Source organism: Lentzea sp. NPDC037011 (genome assembly GCF_055607425.1).
In genome coordinates this window covers 507,685-523,288 of sequence record NZ_JBVJRT010000006.1, presented here as the reverse complement: position 1 = coordinate 523,288, position 15,604 = coordinate 507,685, and the positions used below count along the sequence as shown (strand labels likewise).

16 protein-coding genes are annotated in these 15,604 nt (G+C 71.0%); 7 read left to right on the top strand and 9 right to left on the bottom strand.

The features are described from left to right. Nucleotides 1–41: 41 nt before the first annotated feature. Nucleotides 42–722, bottom strand: a complete 681-nt coding sequence (locus ACZ7CH_RS21635) for a DUF2848 domain-containing protein (protein ID WP_470374687.1) — start codon at nucleotides 720–722, stop codon at nucleotides 42–44. Nucleotides 723–768: 46 nt separating this feature from the next. Between ACZ7CH_RS21635 and ACZ7CH_RS21630 the strand changes: the two genes are divergently transcribed. After that, nucleotides 769–2,100 (top strand): MFS transporter, encoded by a 1,332-nt coding sequence (locus ACZ7CH_RS21630; protein WP_360392374.1) that lies wholly within the window; start codon nucleotides 769–771, stop codon nucleotides 2,098–2,100. Here ACZ7CH_RS21630 and ACZ7CH_RS21625 read toward each other — a convergent pair. Further along, nucleotides 2,061–2,723, bottom strand: coding sequence for a GntR family transcriptional regulator (locus tag ACZ7CH_RS21625; protein WP_458430967.1), 663 nt, complete (start codon nucleotides 2,721–2,723; stop codon nucleotides 2,061–2,063). The two genes, ACZ7CH_RS21630 and ACZ7CH_RS21625, sit on opposite strands and share 40 nt — an antisense overlap. On the opposite strand from ACZ7CH_RS21625, the gene ACZ7CH_RS21620 reads away from it, so the two are divergent. Next, a complete protein-coding gene (locus ACZ7CH_RS21620) occupies nucleotides 2,722–3,498 on the top strand; it encodes a carbon-nitrogen hydrolase family protein (RefSeq protein ID WP_470374686.1) in 777 nt (258 codons plus the stop codon). The two genes, ACZ7CH_RS21625 and ACZ7CH_RS21620, sit on opposite strands and share 2 nt — an antisense overlap. After that, nucleotides 3,498–3,842, top strand: coding sequence for a cupin domain-containing protein (locus tag ACZ7CH_RS21615; protein ID WP_470374685.1), 345 nt, complete (start codon nucleotides 3,498–3,500; stop codon nucleotides 3,840–3,842). The genes ACZ7CH_RS21620 and ACZ7CH_RS21615 overlap by 1 nt, the downstream gene beginning before the upstream one ends. Before the next feature lie 391 nt (nucleotides 3,843–4,233). Here the strand turns inward: ACZ7CH_RS21615 and ACZ7CH_RS21610 are convergent, their stop codons facing one another. The 3 genes from ACZ7CH_RS21610 to ACZ7CH_RS21600 form a co-directional block, all read right to left on the bottom strand. After that, the gene (locus ACZ7CH_RS21610) at nucleotides 4,234–5,259 is read right to left on the bottom strand and encodes a hemolysin family protein (protein WP_360392362.1); all 1,026 of its coding nucleotides are present in this window, start codon (nucleotides 5,257–5,259) and stop codon (nucleotides 4,234–4,236) included. Next, entirely contained in the window at nucleotides 5,256–6,563 is a 1,308-nt protein-coding gene (locus ACZ7CH_RS21605) for a hemolysin family protein (RefSeq protein WP_360392359.1), read from the bottom strand. The genes ACZ7CH_RS21610 and ACZ7CH_RS21605 overlap by 4 nt, the downstream gene beginning before the upstream one ends. A 108-nt stretch (nucleotides 6,564–6,671) precedes the next feature. Continuing rightward, the gene (locus tag ACZ7CH_RS21600) at nucleotides 6,672–7,694 is read right to left on the bottom strand and encodes a LacI family DNA-binding transcriptional regulator (RefSeq protein ID WP_360392357.1); all 1,023 of its coding nucleotides are present in this window, start codon (nucleotides 7,692–7,694) and stop codon (nucleotides 6,672–6,674) included. Between the two features lie 122 nt (nucleotides 7,695–7,816). On the opposite strand from ACZ7CH_RS21600, the gene ACZ7CH_RS21595 reads away from it, so the two are divergent. The 3 genes from ACZ7CH_RS21595 to ACZ7CH_RS21585 are packed head-to-tail and all read left to right on the top strand — an operon-like array spanning nucleotide 7,817 to nucleotide 10,759. Continuing rightward, nucleotides 7,817–8,959 carry a Gfo/Idh/MocA family protein gene (locus ACZ7CH_RS21595; RefSeq protein ID WP_470374684.1) on the top strand — a complete coding sequence of 381 codons (1,143 nt, stop codon included), beginning with the start codon at nucleotides 7,817–7,819 and terminating at the stop codon, nucleotides 8,957–8,959. Next, complete coding sequence (locus tag ACZ7CH_RS21590; protein ID WP_470374683.1) at nucleotides 8,952–9,971, top strand: dihydrodipicolinate synthase family protein; 1,020 nt, start codon at nucleotides 8,952–8,954, stop codon at nucleotides 9,969–9,971. The genes ACZ7CH_RS21595 and ACZ7CH_RS21590 overlap by 8 nt, the downstream gene beginning before the upstream one ends. Next, nucleotides 9,953–10,759 (top strand): sugar phosphate isomerase/epimerase family protein, encoded by an 807-nt coding sequence (locus ACZ7CH_RS21585; RefSeq protein ID WP_470374682.1) that lies wholly within the window; start codon nucleotides 9,953–9,955, stop codon nucleotides 10,757–10,759. The genes ACZ7CH_RS21590 and ACZ7CH_RS21585 overlap by 19 nt, the downstream gene beginning before the upstream one ends. Nucleotides 10,760–10,973: 214 nt before the next feature. Here the strand turns inward: ACZ7CH_RS21585 and ACZ7CH_RS21580 are convergent, their stop codons facing one another. Next, nucleotides 10,974–12,008, bottom strand: coding sequence for a serine hydrolase (locus tag ACZ7CH_RS21580; RefSeq protein WP_470374681.1), 1,035 nt, complete (start codon nucleotides 12,006–12,008; stop codon nucleotides 10,974–10,976). A 50-nt stretch (nucleotides 12,009–12,058) separates the two neighbouring features. On the opposite strand from ACZ7CH_RS21580, the gene ACZ7CH_RS21575 reads away from it, so the two are divergent. After that, nucleotides 12,059–12,742, top strand: coding sequence for an SDR family oxidoreductase (locus ACZ7CH_RS21575; protein ID WP_458434349.1), 684 nt, complete (start codon nucleotides 12,059–12,061; stop codon nucleotides 12,740–12,742). Nucleotides 12,743–12,764: 22 nt separating this feature from the next. Here the strand turns inward: ACZ7CH_RS21575 and ACZ7CH_RS21570 are convergent, their stop codons facing one another. The 3 genes from ACZ7CH_RS21570 to ACZ7CH_RS21560 are packed head-to-tail and all read right to left on the bottom strand — an operon-like array spanning nucleotide 12,765 to nucleotide 15,494. Further along, nucleotides 12,765–13,568, bottom strand: coding sequence for an alpha/beta fold hydrolase (locus tag ACZ7CH_RS21570; RefSeq protein ID WP_470370897.1), 804 nt, complete (start codon nucleotides 13,566–13,568; stop codon nucleotides 12,765–12,767). Between the two features lie 10 nt (nucleotides 13,569–13,578). After that, the gene (locus tag ACZ7CH_RS21565; protein WP_470374680.1) at nucleotides 13,579–14,010 is read right to left on the bottom strand and encodes a cupin domain-containing protein; all 432 of its coding nucleotides are present in this window, start codon (nucleotides 14,008–14,010) and stop codon (nucleotides 13,579–13,581) included. After that, nucleotides 14,007–15,494, bottom strand: a complete 1,488-nt coding sequence (locus ACZ7CH_RS21560) for a diguanylate cyclase domain-containing protein (protein ID WP_458430974.1) — start codon at nucleotides 15,492–15,494, stop codon at nucleotides 14,007–14,009. Before ACZ7CH_RS21560 ends, ACZ7CH_RS21565 begins: the two co-directional genes overlap by 4 nt. Nucleotides 15,495–15,604: the final 110 nt, after the last annotated feature.

The following is a 15,604-nucleotide window of genomic DNA, read 5'->3' as shown; positions in this document are numbered from 1 at the left end:
ATTTCGACCCGGTTCCGGGGACGCATACCGGCGTGCGCGGCTCAGCCGATCGGTTCCGGCAGCGGCGCCACCTCGTAGTCGCAGTCCAGCACGTCACCGGTCGCCGGGTCGCGCAGCTCGACGCGCCACTTCGACGCGAACTGCTCCACGCCGTGGTGCATCGGGATCGTGCCGGACAGCAGCACCGTGCCGGGCCGCAGCAGTCCCAGCTCGCGCAGCCGGTCCACCCAGTAGGCCGGCGTCAGCAGCTCGGCGAGCGTGCCGCGCTGGATCTCCACGCCGTCGGCCCACGCCGTGAGCTCGATCGCGTCGATCCGGTCGGCCACCTCGGACAACCGCCACGCCCTGCGGCCCAGCACGTCCGGGCTCGCGTTCTTGCTCCACGCGACGCCGTGCACCTCCAGCGCGCGGTCCGTGTGGTCGCACGCGACGGTCAGCAGCACGTCGTCATCGGTCACGACCAACGCCCACTCGGCCTCGCCGGAGGTGCGTGCGTGCTGCACGGGCACCACCGCGGTCTGCTGTGCGAGGTAGGGCGAAACGGGGTAGAGACTCGGCGTGACCGACGGCGCCGGAACGCCCAGTTCGGCGAGTTCGCGCACGTGAGCGGCCACGTCTTCCTGGCTGCGGCCGGCGTACCCGCCGTTGAGCAGGGTCGTCACCGCGACCTCGGTGACGGTGCCGTCGGGGAGTTCGAAGGACAGTGTGCAAGCGGTGGACATGCGGTACTCCTTGCGCATACGAGTTGTATACAGGCAGTATTACCGCATGCCGCCTGCTTCAGCAACGACAGACGTACCGCGTTCCGCGCTGGTCCGCGCGTTCGTGGCCTCGCTTTCCGGTACCGCGCTCGAGTGGTACGACTTCGCCATCTACAACGTGGCCGCCGCCGTGGTGCTCGGCCCGTTGTTCTTCCCGAGCTCCGAGCCGCTGACGGCGACGCTGCTCGCGTTCTCCACGTACGCGGTCGGCTACCTGTCGCGGCCGCTCGGCGGGTTCCTGTTCGGCCGGCTCGGCGACAAGATCGGCCGCAAACGCGTGCTGGTGACCACGTTGCTGATCACCGGCATCGCGACGCTGCTCATCGGCCTGCTGCCCACGCACTCCGCGATCGGCCCCGCGGCCGGTGTGCTGCTCGTGCTGCTGCGCTTCGCCCAGGGCGTCGGCCTCGGCGGTGAGTGGGGCGGCGCGGTGCTGCTGTCCAGCGAGTACGGCGACCCGGCGAAACGCGGCTTCTGGGCGTCGGCCGCGCAGATCGGGCCGCCCGCCGGCAACCTGATGGCCAACGGCGTGCTCGCGCTGCTCGGCGTGGCGCTGTCCGATGCGGCGTTCATGTCGTGGGGCTGGCGCGTGGCGTTCCTGCTGTCCGCGGTGCTGGTCGTGTTCGGCCTGTGGATCCGGGTGAAGCTGGAGGAGACCCCGGTCTTCAAGGCGATCCAGGAACGCGGCGAACGCCCGTCCGCGCCCGTGAGCGAGGTCTTCCGCACGCAGACCCGCCCGCTGGTCGCCGCCGTCCTCTCCCGCGTCGGCCCGGACGTGCTGTACGCGCTGCACACCGTCTTCGTCCTCACCTACATCACGACGCAGCTGGGCATGTCGCGCAACGTCGGCCTCATCGCCGTGCTGATCGCCTCCGGCTTCCAGTTGTTCCTGATGCCGCTCGCGGGCTGGCTGTCCGACCGGGTCAACCGGCGCGGCCTCTACGCGGTGGCCGCGGTCTGCGGCGCGGTGTGGCCGTTCGTGCTGTTCCCGTTGGTGGACACCGGTTCCGTCCCGCTGATCGTCGTCGGCGTGGTCGTCGGCCTCGCGTTCCACGCGTTCATGTACGGCCCGCAGGCGGCGTTCATCGCCGAGCAGTTCACCGAACGCCTGCGCTACACCGGCAGCTCACTGGCCTACACGCTGGCCGGCGTGATCGGCGGTGCCGTGGCGCCGTTGCTGTTCACCTGGCTGTTGGCGGAGTTCGGCACGTGGGTCGTCGTCGGCATCTACGTCTCCGTGGCGTGCGTGGTGACGCTGATCGGCCTGCGCCTGGGCCGCGACCCGGAGGACGCCGACGCTCAGCCGTTGAGCAGCACCTTCAGCGTGGTGTCCAGGTGAGCGGTGATCGCCGCGGTGGCCGCGCCGACGTCCCCGGACTCAAGCGCGGCCACGATCGCGTTGTGCTCGTCGATCACGGCCTGCTGCCGGTTGTTCGCACGGAACAACGCCACCACACCCGCGCGCACCTGCCGTGCGCGCAACCCCTCGTAGGTCTTCGTCAGCAGGTCGTTGCCGGTCGCCGCCACGAGAACGGCGTGGAACTGCCGGTCGACGTCGATGAACTCACGTGGGTCGTGCTGCTGCACGCGCTGTTCCTCGATGTACGCGCGCATGGTCTCCAACGGAACAGTGCCCTCGGTCATCGTGCGCTCCGCGGCATACCGCTCGATAACGCCCCTCAGCTCCATGAGCTCCGTGATCTGCCGCGACGACAACGGCGCGACATACGCACCCTTCTTCGGCACGAGCTGCACCAGGTCTTCGGCCGCCAGAAGAAGAAGAGCCTCACGAATCGGCGTGCGCGACACACCGATCTGGTTGGCCACGTCCTGCTCGCTGATGAACCGCCCCTGCATCTCCGGGGCGGCGAGGATCGTGTCCTTGATGAACTCGTAGGCCTTCTCCCGGCCTGACAAGCTGTCCGCGACCTGCATACAACATGTATACCAGAGGAGGATCATGCGCATCGCCCTGTGCCAGATCAGCTCGACCGCCGACCCCGCCACCAACCTCGCGACCGTCCGCACCGAGGTCACCCGCGCCGCCGAGGCGGGCGCGCGCATCGTCCAGTTCCCGGAAGCCACCCACTGCCGCTTCGGCGTCCCCCTCACCCCGGTCGCCGAACCCCTCGACGGCCCCTGGGCGACCGCGGTCCACGACATCGCCACCGAGGCGGGCGTCGTCGTGGTCGCCGGCATGTTCACCCCCGGCACCGGCGGCCGCGTCGCCAACACGACCCTCGTCACCGGCGCCGACCTGCACCTCGGCTACGACAAGATCCACCTGTTCGACGCCTTCGGCTTCCGCGAGTCCGACACCGTGACCCCCGGCGACAAGCCGGTGACCTTCACCGTCGACGACCTCACCTTCGGCCTCGCCACCTGCTACGACGTCCGCTTCCCCGAACTCTTCCGCACCCTCGCCGACACCGCGCAGGCCATCCTGCTCGGCGCCTCCTGGGGCGCCGGCCCCGGCAAGGCCGACCAGTGGGACCTCCTGGTCCGCGCCCGCGCCCTGGACTCCACCGCATGGCTCCTCGCCTGCGGCCAGGCCCTGCCCACCACCGACCACGGGCCGGCCCCGACCGGCATCGGCCGCAGTACCGTCGTGACCCCACTCGGCGCAGTCGCCGCCAGCCTGGCCGACGCCCCCGGCACACTCGTGTCCGATGTGGACGCCTCCTCGGTCGACGAGGCCCGCCGCACCCTGCCCGTGCTGGCGAACCGGCGGCTGTGATGCGCACACAACACGAGTTCTTCCCGGTCGCCGACCTCCCGTGGCACCCGGCCGAACCGGGCGTCACCGAACGCGTCCTCAGCCACGACCCGGCCACCCCGACCCTCACCCGCCTGGCCCGCTGGCAACCGGGCCTGGAGACGTCCGGCGTGATCCGCCACGACTACCACGAGGAGGTGTACCTGCTGGAGGGCGACCTCACCGACCTGACCCTCGGCGAGACGTTCACCGCGGGCCACTTCGCGAGCCGCCGGCCGGGGATGCCGCACGGGCCCTACCGGACCGATGGTGGCTGCCTGATGCTGGAAATCCGCACCGCGGCGGGGGGTGAGCCGGGGCGCTGAGCTGGGGCGTTGAACCGTGGCGCGCCTTGCGCTCGTCGAGGCTGCTCACCTGCGCCCGACTTACCCGCGCCCACCGCGCCCGGTCCAGCCGCGCCCGGTCCACCCGCGGCTGGTCCACCCGCGCCCGACCCACCGCGCCCGGCGCGACCCGTCCGCATCGGACCCCGATCTCGCCCGGCCTTCACCCCACCCGAGCCAGCCCCGGCCGAACCAACCCGAACCCCGCCACTCCCTCCCGACCCACCTCCGCCCCCCGCGCTTCCTCCCTACGCAGGGCGGCCGAACCGGCAAATCAGGACATCACGATCGGGTGAATCCACACGGACCGAACCCCAGTGCCGAACCCCAGCGCCGGATCTCCAACGCCGGATCCCCAGCGCCGAATCCCCAGCTACACCCACCGCACGTGCGTCCCATCCCGCACAGTCCCGACGTACTCCTCCACCAGGTCCTCCAACGCCACCACCCCACGCACCCCACCATCAGCCCCAACAGCGCGAGCGAGGTGCGACTGGGCCCGGCGGAGGGCCGTCAGGGCCTCGTCCAGGCGTGCGTCCACCGGCACCTCGGGCAGGCCGCGCACGCGGGCGCGGGGCACCGGGGTCGCCGCGCCCTCCAGGTCGAGGATGTCCTTGACGTGCAGGTAGCCGACCAGGCGCGCGTCGGACTTGACCGGGAAGCGGGAGAAGCCGGTGGCCGCCACCGCCGCCTCGATCTCGCCGACGGTGGGGGCGGCGGACACGGTCGTCACGCGGTCCAGCGGCACGAGGACGTCGGCGACCGTGCGGGAGACCGAGGTCAGCGTCTGGGTCAGGCGCCGGTGTTCGGAGACCTCCAGCAGGCCCTCCGAGCGGGACTGGCCGATCAGCAGGGCCAGCTCGTCGGGGGTGTAGGCGGACTCGAGCTCGTCGACGGGTTCCACGTCGAAGCGGCGCAGCACCCAGCGGCCGACCGCGTTGAACAGGGCCAGCACCGGCGCGATCATGCGGCTGAACCCGTAGTGCACGGGCACCAGCCACAGGGCGGCGCGTTCGGGGCCGGCGATGGCGAGGTTCTTCGGCACCATCTCGCCGAGGATCGTGTGCAGGGCGACGACGATGACCAACGCCACCGCGAACGCCACGCCGTGCACCACAGCAGCGGGCAGGCCAACGGCGCCGAGGGGGCCCTCCAGCACTGTGGCCAGCGCCGGCTCGGCGATGGCACCCAGGCCGAGGGAGCACAGTGTGATGCCGAGCTGTGCGCCGGCGATCAGCAACGGCAGTTCCTGCGACGCCTTGATGGCCGTGCGTGCGCGCGAGGAACCCTTGTCGGCCAACGCCTCCAAACGGTCGCGCCGCGCGGTGATGACCGCGAACTCGGCGCCGACGAAGAAGGCGTTGCCCGCCAGCAGAAGGACGACAACCAGGAAGTTCACGCCGACACCACCCGCAGTTCGGCCACGCGGTGGCGGTCCATCCGCATCACCGTCACCCGCCAGCCGTCGACCCTGATCTCGTCACCGACGTCCGGAATCCGGCCCAGGCGCGTCAGCACCAGGCCGGCCAGCGTCTCGTAGTCGCCGTCCGGCATCCGGAAACCCGTCGCCTCGGCCACCTCGTCGTCGCGCAGCAGGCCCGACACCAGCCAGCTGTCCTTGCCCAGCGACCGGACCGGCGGTGCCTCGCCGCGGTCGTGCTCGTCGCGGACGTCGCCGACGATCTCCTCGACCACGTCCTCCAGCGTCACCATGCCGGCCGTGCCGCCGTACTCGTCGACCACCAGCGCCGTCTGCAGGCCCGAAGCGCGCAGGCGGTCCAGCAGCGCGTCACCCTCCAGCGTCTCCGGCACCGATGTCACCGGGCGGGTCAACGCCGACAGAGGAGTCGTCCCGCGCAGAGCGGCGGGCACGGCGAACGCCTGCTTCACGTGCACCATGCCGCGCACCTCGTCCAGAGAACCGTCATGCACCGGAAAACGCGAAAAGCCGGTGTCACGCGCCTTCTGCACGAGGTCGTGCACGGTCGCGTCGGCGCGAAGGGCCTCCACGCGCATGCGAGGGGTCATCAGCTCGCCGGCTGTCCGGTCGCCGAAGCGCAGCGAGCGGTCGAGCAGCACCGCGGTGCCCTCGTCCAGCGTGCCGTGCTCGGCGGACGTGCGGACGAGCGCGCCCAGCTCCTCCGGTGACCGGGCGGATGCCAGCTCCTCGACCGGCTCCACGCCGAAACGGCGCACGAGCCAGTTCGCGGAGCCGTTCATCGCCGTGATCAGCCACCGGAACACGGTCGAGAAGCCGGCCTGCAGGCCCGCCACCGCCCGCGCGGTCTCCAGCGGCTTCGCGATCGCCAGGTTCTTGGGCACGAGCTCGCCGAACACCATCGACAACGCCGTGGCGATGGCCAGCGCGAGGGCCAGCGACAACCCGCCCGCGACCGTCGGCGGCACGCCGAGCGCGTTCAGGCCCGGCTGGATCAGCGAGGCGATCGCGGGCTCCGCGATGTACCCGGTGATCAGCGTGGTCAGCGTGATGGCGAGCTGTGCGCCGGAGAGCTGGAACGACAACGTGCGGTGCGCGCGGTCGATGGTGCGCGCCTTGGCGTCACCGACCTCGGCGAGGTGCCGTTCGACGGTGCTGCGTTCCAGCGCGGTCAGCGAGAACTCCGCCGCCACCGCGATGAAGGTGCCCGCTGTCAGCGCCACGACGGCGAGCAGACCGAGCAGGCTCAACAGGGTTCCGGTCACCTGCGTGCTCCCGAGCGACGGGGGACCGGGTTGGTATGCCAGCCGGGGCCAGTACCCACGGGGACGGCTCAACTCCTCATGACTAAGTACGTGAACAGCCAGACGAGTCTAATTGTGGGCAGTCGAGGCCCGCAGCACCACCTCACCGGCGACGCGGACGGTGCGGGCCTCGTCACCCCCGGCGTCCAGCACGAGACCTGCGGCGATCTCACCCATCCGCTCCAACGGCAGCCGCACGGTCGACAGCGCCGGAACCGTGTCGCGCAGCGTCGGGATGTCGTCGAACCCGGCGATCGACATGTCCTCCGGCACCCGCACGCCCCGCTCGCGCAACGCGGCCATCGCGCCCATCGCCATCACGTCGGTGACGGCGAACACGCAGGTCGCACGGGCCTGCCTGCGGGTGGCGAGCAGTTCCAGCGCGGCCTCGTAACCGCCGTCACGGGTCAGCGGGCCGTTGACCACGACCGGCGGGGCGACCCCGGCGTCGGCCAGTCCCGCCTTGAACCCGGCGAGCCGGTCGCGGGCCACCACGAGGTCGGAAGGACCACCCAGAACGGCGAACCTGCGGTGCCCGAGCGCAGCCAGCTCACGGGCCAGCGCGCGACCGCCGGCCCGGTTGCCCGGCACGACCGTGTCCGTCCCGAGCTTCGCCTGCGACACGCACGCCACCCGGCCGCCCTGCTCGGTGAACGCGTCGATCTCCGCCGCCAGCCTGGCCTGCGCGGCCCGGTCCGTGGTCCGCGAGCCCGCCAGCACCACCGCGCGGGCTCGGTGCGCGCGCAGCGTCGAGAGCAGCTCCACCTCGCGGTCCGGTGACCGGTTGGTCGTGCCGAGGACCACGACCAGGCCGTTCTCCTCCGCCACCCGCGTCACCCCGGCCGCGATGCAGGAGAAGTACGGGTCGGTGATGTCGTGCACGACCAGCCCGACCAGGGAGCTCGAGTTGCGGGCCAGCGCCTGCGCGGACGCGTTCGGCACGTACCCGAGCTCCTCCGCGGTGCGCAGGACCCGGTCGCTCAGCTCCTCGCTCACCTGCCGCGTGCTGCCGTTGAGCACGCGCGAGGCGGTCGCCAGCGACACACCCGCCTGCTTCGCCACCTCGGCGAGCGTCACCTGTCGGGCGGACACGACCACCTCCGTCTAGTGCGTGTGTGGACGGGAGACTAGCTCCCACGGAGGTTGACGGCCGCGAAGTACCGCTATTAGCGTGGCGGGAAAGCGCTTTCCAGCGCTGCTACCAGGGAGGTGCGATGGCGGTTCGGACCATCGGAGTGGCGGTCAACGGCGTCACCGGGAGGATGGGATATCGCCAGCACCTGGTCAGGTCCCTGCTCCCGCTGCGCGACGAAGGCGTGCGGCTGCCGGACGGCACCGTGCTCAAGGTCGAGCCGGTGCTCGTCGGCCGCAACGCCGACAAGCTCAAGGAGATCGCCGAACGGCACGACCTCGCGCGCTGGACCACGGACCTCGACGGCGCGCTCGCGGACCCGGACGTGCAGGTCTACTTCGACTCGCAGGTCACGTCGAAGCACGTCGAGTCGATCACCAAGGCGATCGAGGCCGGCAAGCACGTCTACACGGAGAAGCCGGTCAGCGAGACCGTCGAGCAGGCGCTGCGGCTGGCCGCGCTCGCCGACGAGAAGGGCGTCAAGCACGGCGTCGTGGCCGACAAGCTCTACCTGCCGGGCATCCGCAAGCTCAAGCGGCTGGTCGACGGCGGGTTCTTCGGCCGCGTCCTCAGCGTGCGCGGCGAGTTCGGCTACTGGGTCTTCGAGGGCGACTGGCAGCCCGCGCAGCGCCCGAGCTGGAACTACCGCGCCGAGGACGGCGGCGGCATCGTCTCGGACATGTTCTGCCACTGGAGCTACCTGCTGCACAACCTGTTCGGCCGGGTGGAGGCCGTGACCGCGCGCGCCGTCACGCACGTGCCGACGCGCTGGGACGAGCAGGGCACCGAGTACGCCGCGACCGCCGACGACGCCGCGTACGGCATCTTCGAGCTCGAGAACGGGATCATCGCCCAGATCAACTCGTCCTGGTGCGTGCGGGTGCGCCGCGACGAGCTCGTCGAGTTCCAAGTGGACGGCACGGAGGGCAGCGCGGTCGCCGGGCTGCGCGAGTGCTTCGTGCAACCCCGCGCGGTCACGCCGAAACCGGTGTGGAACCCGGACCTGCCGGTCACCCACCCGTTCCGCGAGCAGTGGCAGGCGGTGCCGGACAACGAGGAGTTCGACAACGGCTTCAAGGTGCAGTGGGCGGAGTTCCTGCGGCACGTCTGCGTGGGCACGCCGTTCCCGCACGACTTCCGCGCCGGCGCACGTGGTGTCGCGCTGGCGGCCGCAGGGCTGCGGTCCTCTTCGGAGGGTCGCAGGATCGAGCTCGCCGATGTCTAGCCGGGTGGTCTTCGCCGCCGCGCACGTCGTCGCGCGGGACGAGCGCACGGTGGACTGGGACGCGACGCTCGCGTTCCGGCACCACCTGTGGTCGCACGGCCTGGGCGTCGCCGAAGCCATGGACACCGCCCAGCGCGGCATGGGCCTCGACTGGTCGGCCGCCGCCGAGCTGGTCCGCCGCAGCGCCGCCGAGAAGGCCGGGCGGATCTGCGCCGGCGTCGCCACCGACCACCTCACCGGCGCGGCCGGCCTCGACGACGTGCTCCGCGCCTACCTGGAGCAGCTGGAGGTCGTGCAGGACGCGGGCGCGCAGCCGGTGCTCATGTGCTCGCGGCAGCTCGCCGCGTGCGCCCGCGGGCCGGAGGACTACGCGAAGGTCTACGGCACGCTGCTGGACAACGTCAGCGAGCCGGTGGTCCTGCACTGGCTCGGCACCGCGTTCGACCCGGCGCTGGCCGGCTACTGGGGTGCCGCCGACGTCGCGCAGGCCACCCGCAACTTCCTGGAGGTCGTCCACTCCCGGCCGGACAAGGTCGACGGGGTGAAGGTCTCGCTGCTCGACGCCGGCCACGAGATCGGGCTGCGGCGGGCGCTCCCACCCGGCGTGCGCTGCTACACCGGCGACGACTTCCACTACCCGGACCTGATCGCGGGCGACGAGCACGGCCACAGCGACGCACTGCTCGGCATCTTCGACCCGATCGCACCGGTGGCAGCCAAGGCGCTGCGCAAGCTCGACGAGGGCGACACCGCGGAGTTCCACCGGATCATGGCGCCCACGATCCCGTTGTCGCGCCATCTGTTCAGCGCACCGACCTACTACTACAAGACCGGCGTGGTGTTCCTGGCGTGGCTGGCCGGGCACCAGGACCGGTTCCTGCTGCTCGACGGCCTGCAGACCGCCCGCGGCGTCGAGCACCTGGCCGAGGCCAAACGGCTCGCCGAGGTCGCCGGCGTGGTCGAGCCCGAGTTCGCGGAACGGCGGTGGCAGCAGTGGCTCGCCTCTCGCTGAACCAGGCCACGATCAAGCGAGCGACCGTCGTGGAGGCCGTCGAGGGCTGTGCTCGGCACGGCATCACCTCGATCGGCCTGTGGCGTGAACCGGTCGCCGACCACGGCCTCGACCGCACCGCGAAGCTCGTCGCGGACGCGGGACTGCGCGTGTCGTCGTTGTGCCGCGGCGGGTTCCTCACCGCCGTGGACAACCGCGCCGCGCTGGACGACAACCGCCGCGCGATCGACGAGGCGGCGGCGCTGCGCACGGACACCCTGGTGGTGGTCGTCGGGGGAGTCGCCGCCGACAAGGACCTGACCGGCGCACGTCACCGGGTCGCGGACGCGGTCGCGGAGCTGTCCGGGTACGCGGCCAAGGCGGGCGTGACGCTGGCACTGGAGCCGATGCACCCGGTGTTCTGCGCCGACCGCGGCGTGCTGTCGACGCTGGCGCAGGCCCTCGACCTCGCCGAGCAGCACGTGTCCGCCGGAGTCGTCGTCGACGCGCTGCACGTCTGGTGGGACCCCGACGTCGACGCGCAGATCGCCCGCGCGGGCCCGCTCATCGCCTCGTACCAGGTCTGCGACTGGCTCACGCCGGTGCCCGCCGACGTGCTGCTCGGCCGCGGCTACCCCGGCGACGGCGTGATCGACCTCGACCGGCTGACCAGGCAGGTCGCCGCGACCGGGTACGCGGGGGACGTCGAGGTGGAGATCTTCAACGCCGAGATCTGGGCCGCGGACTTCGACGAGGTGATCGGGGAGGTGTCGCGGCGGTACCACTCCATTGTGGAACCGGCCCTCTGAGCACCTGGCCAGAAGCCTTGCCCGCCCCCTCGTTGCCGCCCAGGCGTCTGCAAGTACCACCAACACGTGATCAAATCGCCGCTGACATCTGGCGACCTGCTCAGCGACGCGGGGAAGCCGGTCGTCGACGGCGGCGACGACCGACCCCGGCGCTGGTACGTGTATAGCCGAGAAGCACTACCCGGTGACCCGGTTTTCGAACAAAATTCAGGAATCAGCCGCCGTTGAAGAACCTGTAAACCTTTGCGCGGTGTTTCGGCTTGCTGGTCGTGATCTTGATGACCGCGTCGAACATGGACCGGCCGAGCTCCGCGCGGGCCGCGACGGCCGGGTGCGTGGTGCTGAAGTCCTGGTCGTTCTGCGCCTTGTCGCCGCTGAACGCGCCGGAGGCGAACATCGAGTACACCAGGATCGCCCGGTTGTCCTCGCTGAACATGATCCCGGCCTCGTTGCGGCCGTCCTCGTACCAGCCGGCCTTCGTCGCGACGCGCAACCGCTCGTTGGTGGTGAGGTTCAGCCGCACGCCGTCGGTGAAGCTCGCCGTCGCCCGCAGGATGTTGAGCAGGTACGCCGTCGACGCTGGCGAGAGCAGCTCGCCGTCGACCAGCTTCTGCAGCAGCGCGTGCGTCTCCCGCGCCGTCGTCGTGCCGAGGAAGAACCGGTTCGGGTTGACGACCGGCACGACCTGGGTGTGCACGAAGCCCTTGGAACGCAGGATCTCGTTGAGCTCCAGCGCCGGGACGACCAGCCCGCACAGCCGGACCGCGGTGTTGTCCGAGACCGTCAGCAGGTTCGCGAGCGCGTGCCCGACGGTGACCTCGCTCGGGTACGCCCCGTCGAGCGCGAAGATGCCGTCGGTGTCCTGGATGACGATCGCGGCCGACACGGTGACCGTCTGGTCGAGCCTGACCAGCCCGCGGTCCACCTTGTCCAGCACCGCCACGGCGACGGCGACCTTGTTGACGCTGTAGGCCTCGACCACGGCGTCCGCGTTCTCGTCGACCGCGGGCCGGGTGTTGCCGTCCAGGTCCGCGACCGTGATGTACGACGACCACGTGCCGCGCGCCTTCTTCACCTGCCTGCGGTAGACCTGCGCGACGCGCTTGCGCGACCGTTCGGCGGTGGTCGGGAAGCGTTCGATCTCGACCTCCGCCTCCTCCTGCGCCTGTGCTGTGCCGGTGGGCCCGAGCACGGCCGTCGCGGCCGCGACGGTGCCCAGCCCGAACACGGACCTGCGGTTCAAAGTCATGCGGCTCATCAAAACAGGCGCCGCTGACATCTCCCTGACTAGGGTTGCCGATCATGGAACAGGTCTTCGTGGTGACCGGCGCGTCCCGCGGCATCGGCGCGGCCACCGCCTCCTTGGCTTCGGAAGCGGGCTATCGCGTCGTGCGCGCCTCCCGTTCTGCCGAAGAATCTGTCGGCGATCGCGGCTGGGACGCCAAATGCGACGTGTCTTCGTGGGATTCCGTGCAGGACCTCATGTCCCGGGTGGAGTCCCGCTGGGGCCGCATCGACGTGGTGTTCGCGAACGCCGGCGCCTCGGTCGACACCTCGTTCACCACTTCGGGTGGTGCGGAACCAGCCGAATGGACGGCCATGGTGGTGACGAACGTCTGCGGTCCGGCCTTCACCGCGCGCGCCGCGATGCCCGCCCTGCTGCGGTCCGGCGGCCACCTGGTGCTGACCGGGTCGGCGGCGGGGCGCGGCGTGCGGCCGGGGAGCCTGTACTCGGCGACGAAGTGGGCGACCACGGGTCTGGCGCAGGCGATCCGCGCGGAGGCGGTCGGGACCGGCGTGCGGGTGACCGTGGTGCAGCCGGGACTCGTCGACACGGAGGCGATCCCGGCGTCGCGTGTGGACGACCCGAAGCTGGAGCCCGCCGACGTGGGGCGCGCGGTGCTCTACGCGGTGTCACAGCCGTCCACTGTGGACGTCAACGAGATCCTGCTCCGGCCGACCGGCCAGGCCGCGCACCGCTGAAGCCGTCCGGGCGCCGGCCGCCTCACGCGCCACCGAGGAACTCGACCAGCAGCCGGTTCACCTCGTCGGGCCGCTCCAGGTACCCGATGTGCCCGCAGTCGGCCACCTCGGCGTACCGCGCGCCGGGGATCGCGTCCGCCACCTCGCGCGACAGCCGGGCCGGCAGGACGCGGTCGTCCGCGAACCCGATCACGAGCGACCGGACGGTGATGCCGCGGTAGGCCTCGACCCGCGGCGTGAACTCGCCCAGCGCCAGCTGCGCCCGTTCACCCGCGGTGGGCATCGTGGCCGCGAACTCGTACATCTGCAGCCAGTCACGCGCGATCACCGGGTCCGCCAGCGTGGCCGGCGCCAGGTTCCGCGTGACCGAGGCCGCCGCGTAGAACGACGCCGGCAGCTCGATGCCCTTGTCGTGCAGCTCCCGCAGGCCGCGCGACCACAGCTGCTGCACCGGGTCGGGCCGCCCGGTGGTCGCCATCAGCACCGCGCTGCGCACCAGCTCGGGACGCGCCAGTGCCAGCTCCTGCACGACGCGCGCGCCGAGCGAGGTGCCGACGACGTGCGCGGGACCGCCCAGGTGCGTGATCAGCGCCGCCGTGTCGGCGACCATGTCGGTGATCGTGAAGCCGTCCGCGCACTCCGACGACGGCTTGATCCCGCGGTTGTCGAAGTAGGCGACCCGGTAGCCGGCCTTCACCAGCGCGGGCACCTGGTAGGTGCGCCACACCCGGCCGGGGCTGCCGGTGCCCATCACCAGGACGACGAGGTCACCGGTGCCCTCGGTCTGGACGTTCAGCTCGATGCCGTTGAGCGGGACAAGCGCCATTCCGGAGATCTTAGAAGCGGCACAAGCCCCTGATCTCCGAAGCGTGAGACGGGTAACGCGCGCACAGGTCGTCCGCGTGGCCGAACGACACGATGTCGTCGGTGTACGGCGGCACCACCACCGTGCCGACCAGCGACCACTCGCCGGCGGGCGCGCTGCCCTGCCACACGCCCGCGGGCACCACGACCTGCGGGTTCGACTCCGACAGCAACGGCTGCGACACGGAGCCGCCGGGGTGCAGCAGCAGCATCCGCAGCGGAGACCCGGCGTGGAAGCTGTAGATCTCCACGTGCTCCAGCACGTGCATGCCCGAGAAGTCCGGCCGCCGCAACAGGTACGCGATGGCCGACACCTCCTCCGAGCGGTGCGTCTGCGCGAAGTGGCCGCCCTCGACCGGCAGCTCCTGCATGCCGAGGTCCTCGATCAACTGCTCTGGGGTCACGTCATCTCCGGAAGAGGGGCGCCGTGCACGACGACCATGCCCTTGCCGAGCCGCTTCGCCGTGTACATCGCGGCGTCCGCGGCTCCGAGCACGTCGTCGGCGGTCACCGAGGGGTCGTGGGAACGCCGTTGTGCCACACCGATGCTGGCACGCACCCGGTGGACGCGGCCGTGCACCTCGTGCGGGTGGGTCAGCGCCGCGAGCAGCCGTTCGCCGAGCTCCTCCGGGTCGCCGCCGTCGACCAGCACGCCGAACTCGTCGCCGCCGAGCCGCGCCACCGTGTCCTCCGGCCGCACGCTGTGCTCCAGCCGCGCCGCGACGTTGCGCAGCACGACATCGCCCTCGGCGTGGCCGTAGTTGTCGTTGACCGACTTGAACCCGTCGACGTCGATGAACAGCAGGATCAACGGCGTCGACCGGTCGCGCACGGCCAACGCGCGTTCCAATCGCTCACGGAACAGCGAACGGTTCGCAACACCGGTCAACGGGTCGTGTGACGCCTCGTGCCGCAGCTGCTCTCTGCTGAGCCGAAGCTGGTCCATCAGCCTGACGTTGTCCATCATCGTCAACAGCTGCCGCACGATCACGAGGCACACGACCGCGAGCCCGACGTAGATCTCGACCGGGTTCAGCCGCCCGCCGGTCGCGGTGTTCCACAGCACGAAGAGCCCGGTGACCGCCAGCGGCAGGTACGGCACCAGCAGGTGCAGCATGTCGGCCATCCGGATGCGGCCGGGCGTCGCCGGGGCGTCGCGCGCCGGTGCCAGCGCGCTCAGGAAGAACAGCGCCGGGCACAACATGAACCCGATGTCCGCCGACGCCGGGATCGCCGTGATGCCCTTCGAGATGTGGAACGCGAAGACCCACCCCGACGACGACTGCGCGACACCGGCCAACGCCACGAACACCATCGACCACTGCCGCACGGACTGATGGGTCCACGACGTCACCACGATCGTCACGAGCAGCACGAGGTACGCGGCCGGATGCGCGACCACCGTGATGAACCCCGGCCCCTGCTGCGCCCACGGCCGGGTCAGCGACTCCAGCGCCGACACCCACGTCAGCACGAACAGCGACCCGATCACGATCAACCCGTCGAGCACCACGACCGTGCGGCTGCGGTAGTTCGGCAGCAGGTCATCGGCCCGTCGCGCGGCATGTGCCCGTGTGATCACCGCGGCCAGGCACAACACCGGCACCATCGTGAACCCCAACGGCGCGATAGTGGACGTCGGCAGCTGCACACCCAGGATCTGCTGCCCCCAGATCCACGCCGACAACCCCACCGTGAGACTGGTCATCGCCGCCGTCATCCAACGGTTTCCCGCACGCGCGTAGGCCAGCAACGCCGCCACGGCGAACATGAGCTGCACGACCTTGTCGATCGCGACACCGATGTCGCGCGGCGCGGTCAGCGCGGCGAGGACGGTGACCGCCATGAAGGTGCCGACGCACCCCGCGACGAGCCAGAACCGCTTCACCGGCAACCCCCGTGATCAGAAACCTGACCACCGTAGTAACGCGGCGTGCGCTTGTCGAACCGTGTCGGTGCACGTCCCCCCGCGGCGCACCGGATATGGTTCGAACGAGT

Excerpts from the sequence above, each read along its gene's own strand:
- ACZ7CH_RS21570 (WP_470370897.1), bottom strand. The coding sequence starts at position 13,568 with ATGGCGCTTGTCCCGCTCAACGGCATCGAGCTGAACGTCCAGACCGAG.
- ACZ7CH_RS21590 (WP_470374683.1), top strand. The coding sequence starts at position 8,952 with ATGTCTAGCCGGGTGGTCTTCGCCGCCGCGCACGTCGTCGCGCGGGAC.
- ACZ7CH_RS21595 (WP_470374684.1), top strand. The coding sequence starts at position 7,817 with ATGGCGGTTCGGACCATCGGAGTGGCGGTCAACGGCGTCACCGGGAGG.
- ACZ7CH_RS21615 (WP_470374685.1), top strand. The coding sequence starts at position 3,498 with ATGCGCACACAACACGAGTTCTTCCCGGTCGCCGACCTCCCGTGGCAC.
- ACZ7CH_RS21625 (WP_458430967.1), bottom strand. The coding sequence starts at position 2,723 with ATGATCCTCCTCTGGTATACATGTTGTATGCAGGTCGCGGACAGCTTG.
- ACZ7CH_RS21630 (WP_360392374.1), top strand. The coding sequence starts at position 769 with ATGCCGCCTGCTTCAGCAACGACAGACGTACCGCGTTCCGCGCTGGTC.
- ACZ7CH_RS21620 (WP_470374686.1), top strand. The coding sequence starts at position 2,722 with ATGCGCATCGCCCTGTGCCAGATCAGCTCGACCGCCGACCCCGCCACC.
- ACZ7CH_RS21635 (WP_470374687.1), bottom strand. The coding sequence starts at position 722 with ATGTCCACCGCTTGCACACTGTCCTTCGAACTCCCCGACGGCACCGTC.
- ACZ7CH_RS21580 (WP_470374681.1), bottom strand. The coding sequence starts at position 12,008 with ATGACTTTGAACCGCAGGTCCGTGTTCGGGCTGGGCACCGTCGCGGCC.